This window comes from Vannielia litorea (assembly GCF_018424695.1).
Classification (GTDB): domain Bacteria; phylum Pseudomonadota; class Alphaproteobacteria; order Rhodobacterales; family Rhodobacteraceae; genus Vannielia; species Vannielia litorea_A.
Window position 1 is genome coordinate 1 of the sequence record NZ_QTNQ01000096.1, and the last position, 13155, is coordinate 13155.

Genomic DNA, 13155 nt, shown 5'->3' on the forward strand with positions numbered 1-13155 from the left:
GGGTTGGGCGGCGGTGAGGGGCAAGAGGGGCGGCGGCGTTTGCTCCTGCCAGCGCCAGAGGGGCGTGCCCGTGGCGGCCTGCACCTCCCAGGCGCGCTGGACGCGGGCGCGGTTGGCGGTGTCGATCCGGGCCTTCTGGGGCGCGTCGAGCGCAGCGAGCAACTCGGCGAGCGGCAGCGCATCGGCCTCGCTGCGCACCTCAGGCGGGATTGGCGGGATGTCGGCCAGACCCTCGGTCAACGCGGTGAAGTAGAGGCCGGTGCCGCCGGTGATGATCGGCCGGGCCGTGCCCGTCAGCAGGGGGGCCACATCGCGCAGCCAGTGGCCGACGGAGTAGGTGGCGTCGCCGGGCACGTGACCGTAGAGCGCATGGGGCGTGGCGGCCTCTTCCTCGGGCGAGGGACGTGCGGTGAGCACGCGCCAGTTGGCGAAGACCTGAAGCGCGTCGGCGTTGACGATCACGCCGCCCGCGCGTGCCGCGATCTCGAGCGCGAGGGCCGACTTACCCGAGGCGGTGGGACCGGCGATGAGCACCGGGCGCTCTGCGTCGAGCGTTTTCAAGTCGATCATGCCGCCTGCCGATTTCCGTCGTTGAACCCGCCCGCAAATTCCGACATTTTGCGCGCCAGATGCAAGTGGCCCCGGGGAGAGCGTGATGATGGATGCAGGCGGAGACGGGGATGTGAGCGGGGCGAAGACGACGTATCGCCGGGTTCTTCTGAAAATTTCCGGCGAGGCGCTGATGGGCGACCAGGGCTTCGGCCTGCATCCGCCCACGGTTGAGCGGATCGCCCGCGAGGTGAAGAGCGTGTCGGATCTCGGGGTCGAGATCTGCATGGTGATCGGCGGGGGCAACATCTTTCGCGGTCTGGCGGGCGCGGCCCAGGGGATGGAACGCACCACGGCGGACTACATGGGGATGCTGGCGACGGTGATGAACGCGCTGGCGATGCAGGGGGCGCTGGAATCGCTCGGCATCCATACCCGGGTGATCAGCGCGATCCCGATGGATCAGGTTTGCGAGCCGTATATCCGCCGGCGCGCGGTGCGGCACCTTGAGAAGAAGCGGGTCTGCATCTTCGCGGCGGGCACGGGCAACCCCTATTTCACCACCGATACGGCGGCGACGCTGCGCGCCAACGAGATGGCCTGCGAGGCGATCTTCAAAGGCACCAAGGTGGACGGGATCTATGACATGGATCCGAAGGTTCACCCGGAGGCCAAGCGCTATGACACGGTGAGCTATGACGAGGTTCTGATGAAGAACCTCAAGGTGATGGATGCCAGCGCCATTGCGCTGGCGCGAGACAACAACCTGCCGATCATCGTGTTCTCGCTGGATGAGCCGGGCGGGTTCACGTCGATCCTTGCGGGCGAGGGCACCTGTACGATGGTGAAGGGCTAGGCGGTGCGCCGCTCGGGCTGACGCCCATCGCCCCGCCCGCCATCCCGTGTGGGGGCAGGCTGCGCAAGACCGCTGGAAATGCCCTGCTGTCTGGCATAAAACCGCGGGCAGATTGAGAAGAGGACGGGCAGATGTCTGACGAATTCGAGCTGGATACCGGCGATCTTGAGCGGCGCATGGATGGCGCAATCACCAACCTGCGGACCGAGTTTGCCTCGCTGCGCACCGGGCGGGCCTCGGCCTCGATGCTGGAGCCGGTTCAGGTGGAGGCCTATGGCCAGATGACCCCGATCAACCAGGTGGGCACCGTCAACGTGCCCGAGCCGCGGATGGTCACCATCAACGTCTGGGACAAGGGGCTGGTGAACGCGGTGGAAAAGGCCATTCGCAACTCTGGCCTCGGCATCAACCCGCAGATGAACGGCACGATCATCATGCTGCCGATCCCGGAATTGAACGAGGAGCGCCGCCGCGAGCTCACGAAAGTTGCCGCGCAATATGCCGAGAACGCCCGCGTCAGCGTGCGCAACGTGCGCCAGGACGGCATGCAGCAGATCAAGAAGGCCGAGAAGCTGGCCGAGGATGACCAGAAGTTCTGGGAATCGGAGGTGCAGGAGATGACCGACAAGCACATCAAGGCGATTGATGCGGCGCTGGAGGCCAAGCAGGGCGAGATCATGCAGGTTTGAGCCTGCGCGCAGCCTTTGCCCTTGGTAACCCTATGGCAAGGTGCAACGCGTAGGTCTGGGTGCGACCCGTCGTTTCGGCACAATCATGCGGTGTTTCGGCGAGCAACTGGCAATGGGCCGCGGCCCGCGTTAAAGACGGCAGTGCCGGGGCCTTCGAAGGGCGCACCGGCAAGGAGGCCGGCAGAATGGCGAAACAGGCGAGCGAAGGCGCGGCACCGCGACACGTGGCCATCATCATGGATGGGAACGGCCGTTGGGCCACGCGCCGGGGGCGCCCGCGCCTGTTCGGCCATCAGGCCGGGGCCAAGCGAGTGCGCGAGATCGTGGAGGCCTGCCCCGATCTGGGCGTGGAATACCTGACGATCTTTGCCTTCAGCACCGAGAACTGGAAACGCACCCAGGCCGAGGTGGCCGGGCTGATGTTGCTGTTTCGCCGTTACATCACCAAGGAGGCGCAGCGGCTGCTGGCAAAAGGCGTGCGGGTGCGCTTCATCGGCGACCGGGTGAAGCTGGATGCCAAGCTGGTGGAGCTGATGGATGAGCTGGAGGCGCTGACCTCGGGCAACAGCAAGGTGCATCTGACCATTGCCCTCAACTACGGCGGCCGCGATGAAGTGACCCGCGCCACCCAGCGCATGGCCGTGGAAGTGGCTGCGGGGCGGCTGAATCCCGAGGATGTGGACGCGGAGACGCTGGGCCGCTTCCTCGACACCTGCATGCTGCCCGACCCGGACCTCGTAATCCGCACCAGTGGCGAGGCGCGGATTTCCAACTTCCTGCTCTGGCAATCGGCCTATGCCGAGTATGAGTTCATCGACACGCTCTGGCCGGATTTCTCGTCGGAGTGCTTCGCCGATATCATCGATGGATTTGCGGCGCGAGACAGGCGGTTTGGAGCGGTGAAGGCGTGAGCGGCAAGTGGGATGACCTGGCGCCACGGGTGATTGCGGGCGCGGTGATGGTGGTGGTCGGCGTTGCGGGCATCAGGGCCGGGGGCATCTGGTTTCAGATGCTGGCGGTTTTCGTGACCGCCGTGATGATCTGGGAACTGGCCAGCATGATCAAGCGGGAGGGCGACAGTGCGATGCTTCTCGCTGCCGTGACGGCCTCGGTGCTCTCGGGCCTGCTGGCGCAAGATGCCAGCTGGGCGCTGCTGCTGCTGTTTCTGCCGCCCGTTGCGGGCACGCTGATGATGCCGCGCGAGCGGCTGACCTTTTTCCTGTTCTCGCTCGGCATCATGACGGCGGGTTGGGGGCTGGTGACCTTCCGCGAGGAATATGGCGGCACATGGTTGTTCTGGCTGGTGTTCGTGGTCGTGGTCACGGATGTGGCAGGCTATTTCGCCGGGCGGATGATCGGGGGGCCGAAGTTCTGGCCGAAGGTTTCGCCCAAGAAAACATGGAGCGGCACGGCAGCCGGCTGGGTGGGGGCCGCGCTGATTGGTGCGCTGTTCCTCAGCTTCACCAACGCGGGGCGTGACCTGATCTGGATTTCCGCCGTGCTGGCTTTCGCCTCGCAGATGGGCGACATCGCGGAGAGCGCGCTGAAACGGCGGATGGGGGTGAAGGACAGCTCGGCGCTGATCCCTGGCCACGGCGGGCTCTTCGACCGGTTTGACGGGCTGCTGGGCGCGGCGCTGCTGATGCTGCTGGTGGCGCTGATCGTGGACGTGCCGGAGGTGCGGATTTGAGGCGCGTCAGCCTGCTGGGCTCGACCGGCTCCATCGGGGAAAGCGCGGTGGACCTGATCGGGCGCGGTGGTTTCACGGTGGAGGCGCTGACCGGCGGGCGCAACGTGGCGCGGCTTGCGGAGCAGGCTATGGAGTGCGGCGCAGCGCTTGCGGTTACGTGTTTTCCGGAATGTTACGAAGAGCTTGCGGGCCGCCTTGAAGGCACCGGCATAGAGGTGGCGGCAGGGCCCGATGCCGTGGCGCAGGCGGCGGCGCGACCGGCCGACCTTGTGCTGAACGGGATTGTTGGCGCGGCGGGCTTGCAGCCCTCGCTTGCCGCGGTGCGAGCGGGCGCGACGCTGGCGCTGGCCAACAAGGAGAGCCTTGTCTGCGCCGGGCCTCTGCTGATGGCGACCGCACGCGAAGCGGGCGCCAAGGTGCTGCCGGTGGACAGCGAGCATTCTGCCCTGTTCCAAGCGCTGGTGGGAGAAGACCTGGGGGCTGTGGAGCGCGTGGTGATCACCGCCTCGGGGGGCGCGTTCCGCGATTGGCCGCTGGAGAAGATCGCCCGCGCCACGCCGGATGAGGCCGCGACGCACCCCAACTGGGACATGGGCCAGCGGATCACCATCGATTCGGCCAGCATGTTCAACAAGGCGCTGGAAGTGATTGAGGCGCATGAGTTTTTCGGGATCGCGCCAGAGCAGATCGAAGTGCTGATTCACCCGCAGAGCATTGTGCATGCGCTGGTGGGCTTCCGCGATGGGGCAATGATGGCGCATATGGGCGCGCCCGACATGCGACATGCCATTGGCTATGCCCTGAACTGGCCCGATCGCGCGGACTTGCCGGTGGCGCGGCTCGACCTTGCAACGCTTGGACGGCTCGACTTTGCCGCGCCCGACCCGGCGCGCTACCCGGCGCTCGGCCTCGCATGGGAGGTGATGCGCGCGGGCGGGCTGATGGGCGCGGTGTTCAACGCGGCCAAGGAGGCGGCGCTGGACGGGTTCATCGCGCGGGCCATCGGCTTTACCGACATGGCCCGGGTGGTGGAGGCGGTCATGCACCGCATGGCCTCGCAAACCGGCCCTAACAATGACATGATGACCCTTGATAACGTGCTGCAGGCAGACCAGATGGCACGAGAACTGGCCCGTGAGGCCATGGCAAAAGTGAGCGAGGCAACGGGCTAGGCATGGAGTTTTTCGGGATTCTGGGAGGCACGGCGGGCTATGTCGTGGCCTTCGTCGTGGCGCTTTCGATCATCGTGGCGGTGCATGAGTACGGCCATTACATCGTCGGGCGCTGGTGTGGAATCCATGCTGAGGTGTTCAGCCTCGGCTTTGGCAAGGTGCTCTACACCCGGACCGACAAACGCGGAACCGAGTGGCAGGTGGCCGCGCTCCCCTTCGGCGGTTACGTGAAGTTCATGGGCGATGCCAATGCCGCCTCGGCCGGGGTCGATGGCGAGGCGATGGCCGGGCTCAGTGAGGCCGAGAAACGCCGCACCATGCCGGGGGCGCCGCTCTGGGCGCGGGCCTGCACGGTGGCGGCGGGGCCGGTGTTCAACTTCATCCTCAGTTTCCTTGTTTTCAGTGCGATCGTGGCCTTTCGCGGCATTCCGGCGGAGCCGGTGCAGGTGGGGGAATTGCAGCCGCTGCCGCAACAGGTGCGGGTGCTGGAGGCGGGCGATACGATTCTTGCCATCGACGGGAAAGTGATCACCGATATCGGCAGCCTTTACGACGCCACTGCCGAGTTGGACCTGACGCGGCCCGTGGCCTACCGCATCGAGCGGGGTGGGGCGGAGATGATCGTGGAGGGGACAACGCCCTTTCCGCCGCTGATCGCGACGGTCACCCCGAATTCGGCGGCCATCGACGCCGGGCTTGAGGTAGGCGATGTCATCACCCGGATCGACGGGCAGGCGATCACCGCTTTCAAGGAGTTGCAGGATATCATCCGCGAGGGCGAGGGCAAACCGGTTGAGCTCAAGGTCTGGCGCGCGGGAGAAACACTGGACTTCACGATGAAGCCGCGCCGCACCGATCTGCCGACCGCCGATGGCGGCTTCGAGACGCGTTTTCTGATCGGGATCAACGGCGGGCTGGCGTTTGAGCCGGCGACGGAGCGGCTGGGGCCGCTTGAGGCGCTGGAATATGGCGTGCGGCAGACGTGGTTCATCGTGACCAGCTCGCTCTCGGGCCTTTACAACATGATCTCGGGCGCGATTTCGAGCTGCAATCTCTCGGGGCCGCTGAAGATTGCCACCACTGCCGGGCAGATGGCGAGCCAGGGTGGGCAGAGCTTTATCTGGTTCGTTGCGGTGCTTTCGACCGCCGTGGGCCTGCTGAACCTGTTCCCCATCCCGGTGCTCGATGGTGGGCATCTCGTTTTTCACGCCTATGAGGCGGTGACGGGCAAGCCGCCGCCGGAGAAGCTGCTGAACGTGCTGATGGGGATCGGGCTGACGCTGATCCTGACGCTGATGGTCTTCGCGCTCGGCAATGACCTGTTCTGCGAGGGCGGGATCTTCTGGAAAATCCGCAGCTGGTTCGTGTGATGGGCGGGGCAGGGCAACCTGCCTCAAATTTGCCGCATTCCATGGCCGCAACGCCCAAATGGCGCCATAGTCACCACCTACACCTGTGTCCGAACACAACCCGGAAACGCAAGGCACGCGCCCATGCATACCATGACCGAAGGATACCGCAGCCTGAGCTTCATCGTCCGTCTCAACTCGGACCGACTGCTCTATGTTGCCACCATCCTCACCGCCCTCGGCGGCGGCGCCTGGATCGGTTCGCTCTTCCACTGAGACAAGGCTGCGAAACGCAAGCAGGAAAAGGCACCCCCGGGTGCCTTTCGGCGCTTTGACACCACCCCCAATACCGGCTAGTGAAGTTGGATAACAAAAGGCGGTAATAACTGGGGGCTGTGGGCATGTTTCGAGCACGCGAGACCGGAAGAGGGCTGGGCGCGGCCAAGGCGCTTGTGCAGCGTTTCGCATTCTTGATTTTTGCAGCATTCGCGGTGGGTTATGCCGCCGCGCCTGGGCAGGCTGTGGCGCAGAGCTTCAGCTTCAGCCGGGTCGAGGTGAACGGCAACCAGCGGGTGGATGCGGCGACAATCGTCTCCTACGCCGGAATCGCCCGCGGCGAGCCGGTGAGCGCCGCCCAGCTCAACGACGCGTATCAGAACATCCTTGCTTCCGGCCTTTTCGAGAGCGTCGAAGTGGTGCCGCGCGGCGGCACGCTGGTGATCAACGTACGCGAGCATCCGACGATCAACCGCATCGCCTTCGAGGGCAACCGCCGGGTGAAGGACGAGGATATGGCCGGGGTCATCCGCAGCCAGTCGCGTCGGGTGTTTCAGCCAAGCCAGGTTGAATCCGATGCTGCCGCCATCACCGAGCTTTACCGGGTGCAGGGCCGTGTGGCCGCAACGGTGACCCCCAAAATCATCCGCCGCCAGGGCAACCGTGTCGACCTCGTGTTCGAGGTGACCGAGGGCCAAACGGTGGAGAATGAGCGCATCAGCTTTGTCGGCAACCGCCGCTTCTCCGACCGCCGGTTGCGCGGCGCGTTGGAGACCAAGCAGGCCGGCCTGTTCCGCCAGCTCATTCAGCGCGACACGCTGATCGAGGAGCGGATCGACTTTGACAAGCAGGTGCTGCGGGACTTCTACCTGAGCCGCGGCTACATCGACTTCCGGGTGCAGAGCGCTACCGCCGAGATTACCCGTAACCGCGATGCCTTCCTCGTGACGTTCAACGTGCAGGAGGGGCAGCAGTTTCGGATCGGGCGGGTCACGGTGACCTCTTCCATGCCGGAGGTGAATGCCGCCGAGTTCCGCAATGCGCTGCGCATTCGCAGCGGCCGGGTCTACAACCCGCAGATCGTGGAAACCAACATCAGCCGGATGGAACGACTTGCTGCGCGCAAGGGCATCAACTTCATGCGGGTCGAGCCGCAGATCAGCCGCAACGAGCGGAACCAGACGCTCGACATCAACTTTGCTATCAGCAAGGGGCCGCGCATCTTTGTCGAGCGGATCGACATCGAGGGCAACGCCAGCACGCTGGATCGCGTGGTGCGCCGCCAGTTCCGCGTGGTTGAGGGCGACCCCTTCAACCCGCGCGAAATTCGTGAGGCGGCCGAGCGCATCCGGGCGCTCGGGTTTTTCGAGACGGCGGACGTGAATGCGCGCGAAGGCTCTGCGCCCGACCAGGTGGTTGTTGACGTGGACCTGGTGGAAGCGCCGACGGGCTCGCTCGGCTTTGGCGCCTCTTACGGGTCTGACGATGGCCTTGGCTTCAACGTCAGCTTTTCGGAGCGCAACTTCCTTGGTCGCGGCCAGGCGCTGAGCTTCAGCTTCGACACGACGAGCGCGGCGAACGGCCTCAGCTTCTCCTTCCGGGAGCCGGCCTTCCTTGGGCGCGAGGTGACCTTTGGCCTCGATGCAAACTACCGGGCCTCGGAGTCGGAGTTCTCGCGCTATGACACCGCCACCGGCCTGATCCGCCCGCTGTTCGAGTTTCCTCTGACCGATCGCAGCCGGCTGCAGCTGCGCGGCACGCTGGCCTATCGCGAACTCAGCGGGATCGACCTGGGCGATCCGGAGGGCAACCCCGGGCCTGCGGGCGACACCGGCTCTTCCTTCATCCTGCGGCAGGAGGAAGGGCAGCGCTGGGATGCGAGCCTTGGCTATACCTACATCTACGACAGCCGGATCGTGGGGCTGAACCCCAACGCCGCCGTGCGCTTCACCTTCGGGCAGGACTTTGGCGGGCTGGACGGTGAAAACCAGTACATCCGGTCGGTCGCCTCCATGACCGCGCAGACCAAGATCTGGAACGAGGAGGTGACTCTGCGGGCCGAGCTGGAAGGCGGGGCGCTTCATTACACCTCCGGCGGTTCGACCGTGCTGGACCGTTTCTCGCTCAACGGCAAGATCCGGGGCTTCGAGGCCAACGGAGTTGGCCCGCGAGACCTGAACGTGACCAACGAGGATGCCTTGGGTGGCAACTACTTCTTCGTTGCGCGTCTCGAAGCGGAGTTTCCGCTTGGTCTGCCGGAAGAATACGGCATCAGCGGCGGCGTCTTCTACGATATCGGCTCTGTCTGGGGGCTGGATGACGTGGGCGGCGGCCCAACCGGGGCCAACCCTGTGGATGACGATCTGCACTGGCGGTCGTCCGTCGGGCTCTCCGTGTTCTGGGATACGCCGATTGGCCCGCTGCGCTTCAACTTCTCGGAAGTGATCATGAAGCAGGACTACGACAAGGAACGCAACTTCGACATCTCGATCCGCACCGACTTCTAATGTCCGGGTCCGCACATAGCCGTGCGCATGCGGTTCTGCGGCGGGCCGGGGCAGCCGTGTTGTGCCTCGGGCTGGCCCTGGGGCCGGGTCTGGCGCAGCAGCAGGCGGGCCCGCGAACGCAGAGCCCGGTTTTGACGATCGACCAGGAGCGGCTGTTTCAGACCACGCTCTTTGGGCGGCGGTTACAGCGCGAGCTGAACGCGGCCCGCGCCGACCTGATTGCGGAGAACACCCGGATTCAGGAAGAGCTGGAAGCCGAAGAGGCCCGGCTGACCGAGCAGCGTGCCGAGATGGAGCCTGCCGCCTTCCGCGAACTGGCCGATGCCTTTGACGAGAAGGTAACGACCATTCGTGCCGAGCAGGAAGCAAAGACCCGCCAGTTGCAGCGCCGGCAGGAGCGCGATCAGCAGGTATTCAATGCCGCGATTGGCCCGGTGGTGCGGGACGTCGTGGAGGAGCGCGGTGCCTCGGTGATTCTGGACTCGCGTGCCATCCTGCTGGCGGTGTCGGACATCGACGTGACCGACCTGGTGCGGATGCGGGTGGATTCGCTTCTGGGGGATGGCGGTGCCATTGCCATGCCGCCCGAGGAGCCAGACGAGACCCCGGACAACGGAGGCAGTGAGACAGCCCCGGCAGAAGAAGAAGGACAATGAAATGAGCGACACGCCTGAAACCGTCGATCTGGAGATGATCCAGCGGATCATTCCGCACCGCTACCCTTTCCTGCTGGTCGACAAGGTGCGGGACGTGACCTTTTGCGAAAGCGCGGTCGGCATCAAGAATGTGACCTTCAACGAGCCGCATTTTCAGGGCCACTTCCCTGGCGCGCCGATCATGCCCGGCGTCACTATCATCGAGGCGCTGGCGCAGACGGCTGCCGTCATGGTGGGGGCCTCACTTGGCCTGCAGGACAAGGGCATGCTGGTTTATTTCATGGGCATGGAGGGCGTGAAGTTTCGCCGCAAGGTGGTGCCCGGCGATGTGCTGGAGCTGCATGTCACCGTGACCCGCGGCAAACCCGGCGGCAAGGTGTGGAAGTTCAAGGGCGAGGCCAAGGTGGAGGGCGAGATGGCCGCCGAGGCGGAGTTTACCGCGATGATGGATATGCCTGCGGAGGGCAAATGAGCGTCGCCTCCACCGCCACCATTCACCCCACCGCCTGCGTCGACGAGGGCGCGGTGATCGGGGCAGGGGTCGATATTGGCCCCTTTGCCTATATCGGCCCGGAGGCGAAGATTGGCGACGGTTCGCTGATCAAGAGCCATGCGGTCGTTACCGGCAACACCGAGATCGGGCCGGACTGCACGGTGTTTTCCTTCGCCGTCATTGGCGAGATCCCGCAGGATCTGAAGTTTTCGGGGGAAAAGACGAAGCTGATCATCGGTGCGCGCAACCGCATTCGCGAGCACGTGACGATCAACACCGGCACCGAGGGCGGCGGCGGCGTGACCCGGATCGGCGACGACTGCCTGATCATGGCGGGCGCCCATGTGGCGCATGATGCGCAGGTTGGCAGCCGGGTGATTATCGTCAATTCCGCCGCGGTCGCCGGGCATTGCGTGATCGAGGATGATGTGATCATCGGCGGGTTGTCGGGCATCCATCAGTGGGTCCGGATCGGGCAGGGCGCGATCATCGGGGCGGTCAGCATGGTGACGCGCGATGTGATCCCCTATGGGCTGGTGGAGGCCAGCCGGGGCAAGCTCGACGGGCTCAACCTCGTGGGGCTGAAGCGCAAGGGCGTGGCCCGCTCCGACATCACCGCGCTGCGCGCCGCCTACCAGATGCTGGCGCAGGGCGAGGGCGCCTTTCAGGACCGCGCCCGGCGGCTCGGCGAGGAGACCGAGAGCGACTATGTGCGCCGGATCGTGGATTTCGTCACGGGGGAGAGCGACCGCTCTTTCCTGACCCCGGAGTAGGCCCATGCTGGCGCTGATTGCCGGGCAGGGGCTGTTGCCGTCGCGGCTGGTGGCCGCGCTGGATGCTGCGGGGCGGGACTATCGTGTTTATGCGCTGGAGGGCTTCGAGCCCGACCTTGGGGACCGGGCGGTAACGCGCTTCAGGCTGGAAGAGCTGGGCAGCTTCGTTGCCGCGCTGGTCGAGGGGGGCTGCGAGGAAGTGTGCTTGGCGGGCGCGGTGCGTCGCCCCCCGATCGAGCGGGCGCGGGTGGATGCGGCGACCCACGGCCTCATCGTCCGGCTCGCGGGCGCGATGGAACGGGGTGATGATGGCACCCTGCGCGAGATCATGGCGATCTTCGAGGAGGCCGGCCTGCGCGTGGTTGGCGCGCATGAGATCGCGCCGGGATTGCTGCCTGCCTCGGGCGTGGCGACACGCGCCACCCCTGGCCCCGGGGATCACGCCGATGCGGCCCGCGGCGAGGCCGTTGTGGCCGCGATGGGCGCGGCGGATGTGGGCCAGGCCTGCGTGGTGGCGGGCGGTCAGGTGTTGGCGCTGGAAGCCGCGGGCGGGACCGACTGGATGATCCGCTCGCTGATGCGGGTGCCGGAGGCGGTGCGCCGTGAAGAACAGGAGCTGCTGAGGGGCGCCACCCTCTTCGAGCGGGCTTCCGAATGGGTTGCGGATGTGAAGGAGTTCCTGACCGCGTCGGAGCCCTCACGCCTGCCGGAGCGGGACAAGGCCATGCCGGAGGGCGGCTTGCTCTACAAGGCACCCAAACCGGGGCAGGACCGGCGAGCCGATCTGCCGGTGATCGGCCCGGCGACGGTGATGCTGGCCGCCGAGGCGGAGTTGCGCGGCATCGTGGTGGAAGCGGGCGGCGTGATGGTGCTCGATCTCGAAACGGTGGTGGCGATGGCAGATGCGGTCGGGCTGTTTCTTTGGGTGCGGGCTAGGGAAGCGCCATGAAGATCTTCCTGATCGCGGGCGAGCCCTCGGGCGACAGGCTGGGGGCGGCGCTCATGGGCGGGCTGAAGGCACTGGCGCCGGATGTAGAGTTTCGTGGCGTGGGCGGCAGCGGGATGGAAGGCGAGGGGCTGGAGAGCCTCTTTCCCATGGATGAACTCTCCGTCATGGGCATCGCCGAGGTGCTGCCGAAGTACCGCCACCTGATGCGCCGCATCAAGCAATGCGCCGCCGAGGTGGTGGCGTGGCAGCCGGATGTGCTGGTGACCATCGACAGCCCCGACTTTTGCCTTCGGGTCGCGCGGCGGGTGAAGGCCGAGTCGGATGTGAAAACGGTGCATTACGTGGCCCCCACGGTCTGGGCCTGGCGGGCGGGCCGGGCCGAGAAGATGGCGCAGGTGATCGACCATGTGCTGGCGCTCTTCCCCTTCGAGCCGCCCTACATGGAAGCCGCCGGGATGAGCTGCGATTTCGTCGGGCATCCGGTGGTGTCGGAGCCGGTGGCAAACGAGGCTGACGGTGCGGCCTTTCGGGCGGCGCATGGAATTGGTGATGCGCCGATGGTGATGGCGCTGCCGGGCTCACGGCGGGGCGAAGTGAGCCGCCTTGCGCCGATCTTCGGCGAGGCGCTGCGCCCTGTGGTAGCGGCCCGGCCAGAGACGCGGGTGGTGGTGCCCTGCGTGGCCAGCACGGCGGGGCTGGTGAAGGATCTCACCGCCCGCTGGCCCGGTGCGCCCGTGGTGCTTGATCCGCGCGGGCAGCCCGCGAAAGAAGCACAGGCCGAGAAGCGCGCGGCCTTCGTTGCCGCCGATGTGGCGCTTGCGGCCTCCGGGACGGTGAGCCTTGAGCTTGCAGCGGCGGCGCTGCCGATGGTGATCGCCTATGATATGAGCTGGCTGAGCCGGCAGATCATCAGCCGGATGCTGAAGGTCGATACGGTGACGCTGGTGAACCTCGTGGCCGAAAGCCGCACGATCCCCGAGTTCATCGGGGCCGAGTGCAAGCCTGCCAAGATTGCCGAGGGCCTGAAGGCGGTGATGGAGGCGCCGGGTGCGCAGCTTGAAGCGATGGCACTCACCATGTCGCGGCTCGGGCGGGGCGAGGAGCCTCCTGGCCTCCGGGCGGCGCGCTCCGTTCTGGCCCAGATAACATGACCATGGTCATTTTCTTGCTGTAAATATCTCCGGGGGTGTGGGGGC

Annotated in this window: 14 protein-coding genes; 13 read left to right on the plus strand and 1 reads right to left on the minus strand. The window is 65.9% G+C overall.

Annotation, left to right across the window (positions count from 1 at the left end):
* The coding region (locus tag DYI42_RS20745; RefSeq protein ID WP_213548608.1) for a tRNA (adenosine(37)-N6)-dimethylallyltransferase at positions 1–570 on the minus strand (570 nt) is incomplete at its 3' end.
* Positions 571–658: 88 nt separating this feature from the next.
* On the opposite strand from DYI42_RS20745, the gene pyrH reads away from it, so the two are divergent.
* From pyrH to lpxB, 13 genes are all read left to right on the plus strand, one after another.
* Entirely contained in the window at positions 659–1405 is a 747-nt protein-coding gene (gene pyrH, locus DYI42_RS20750) for a UMP kinase (RefSeq protein ID WP_213548627.1), read from the plus strand.
* A gap of 131 nt (positions 1406–1536) precedes the next feature.
* Positions 1537–2094, plus strand: a complete 558-nt coding sequence (gene frr / locus DYI42_RS20755) for a ribosome recycling factor (RefSeq protein ID WP_213548610.1) — start codon at positions 1537–1539, stop codon at positions 2092–2094.
* 185 nt (positions 2095–2279) lie between these two features.
* Positions 2280–3005: a polyprenyl diphosphate synthase gene (gene uppS / locus DYI42_RS20760; RefSeq protein ID WP_213548612.1), complete on the plus strand. Its 726-nt coding sequence runs from the start codon at positions 2280–2282 to the stop codon at positions 3003–3005.
* Positions 3002–3784, plus strand: a complete 783-nt coding sequence (locus tag DYI42_RS20765; RefSeq protein WP_213548614.1) for a phosphatidate cytidylyltransferase — start codon at positions 3002–3004, stop codon at positions 3782–3784. The genes uppS and DYI42_RS20765 overlap by 4 nt, the downstream gene beginning before the upstream one ends.
* The gene (gene dxr / locus DYI42_RS20770) at positions 3781–4956 is read left to right on the plus strand and encodes a 1-deoxy-D-xylulose-5-phosphate reductoisomerase (RefSeq protein ID WP_213548616.1); all 1176 of its coding nucleotides are present in this window, start codon (positions 3781–3783) and stop codon (positions 4954–4956) included. The genes DYI42_RS20765 and dxr overlap by 4 nt, the downstream gene beginning before the upstream one ends.
* 2 nt (positions 4957–4958) lie before the next feature.
* Positions 4959–6326, plus strand: a complete 1368-nt coding sequence (gene rseP, locus DYI42_RS20775) for an RIP metalloprotease RseP (RefSeq protein ID WP_213548618.1) — start codon at positions 4959–4961, stop codon at positions 6324–6326.
* Between the two features lie 132 nt (positions 6327–6458).
* Complete coding sequence (locus tag DYI42_RS24525; RefSeq protein WP_274608849.1) at positions 6459–6581, plus strand: hypothetical protein; 123 nt, start codon at positions 6459–6461, stop codon at positions 6579–6581.
* A gap of 125 nt (positions 6582–6706) precedes the next feature.
* Positions 6707–9088, plus strand: a complete 2382-nt coding sequence (gene bamA / locus DYI42_RS20780) for an outer membrane protein assembly factor BamA (protein ID WP_213548620.1) — start codon at positions 6707–6709, stop codon at positions 9086–9088.
* A gap of 131 nt (positions 9089–9219) precedes the next feature.
* The gene (locus DYI42_RS20785; RefSeq protein ID WP_213548621.1) at positions 9220–9744 is read left to right on the plus strand and encodes an OmpH family outer membrane protein; all 525 of its coding nucleotides are present in this window, start codon (positions 9220–9222) and stop codon (positions 9742–9744) included.
* Between the two features lies 1 nt (position 9745).
* Positions 9746–10216, plus strand: a complete 471-nt coding sequence (gene fabZ / locus DYI42_RS20790) for a 3-hydroxyacyl-ACP dehydratase FabZ (protein ID WP_213548622.1) — start codon at positions 9746–9748, stop codon at positions 10214–10216.
* Positions 10213–11010, plus strand: coding sequence for an acyl-ACP--UDP-N-acetylglucosamine O-acyltransferase (lpxA, locus tag DYI42_RS20795; RefSeq protein WP_213548623.1), 798 nt, complete (start codon positions 10213–10215; stop codon positions 11008–11010). Before fabZ ends, lpxA begins: the two co-directional genes overlap by 4 nt.
* A gap of 4 nt (positions 11011–11014) precedes the next feature.
* A complete protein-coding gene (locus DYI42_RS20800) occupies positions 11015–11959 on the plus strand; it encodes an LpxI family protein (RefSeq protein ID WP_213548624.1) in 945 nt (314 codons plus the stop codon).
* Positions 11956–13110: a lipid-A-disaccharide synthase gene (gene lpxB / locus DYI42_RS20805; protein WP_213548625.1), complete on the plus strand. Its 1155-nt coding sequence runs from the start codon at positions 11956–11958 to the stop codon at positions 13108–13110. Before DYI42_RS20800 ends, lpxB begins: the two co-directional genes overlap by 4 nt.
* Positions 13111–13155: the final 45 nt, after the last annotated feature.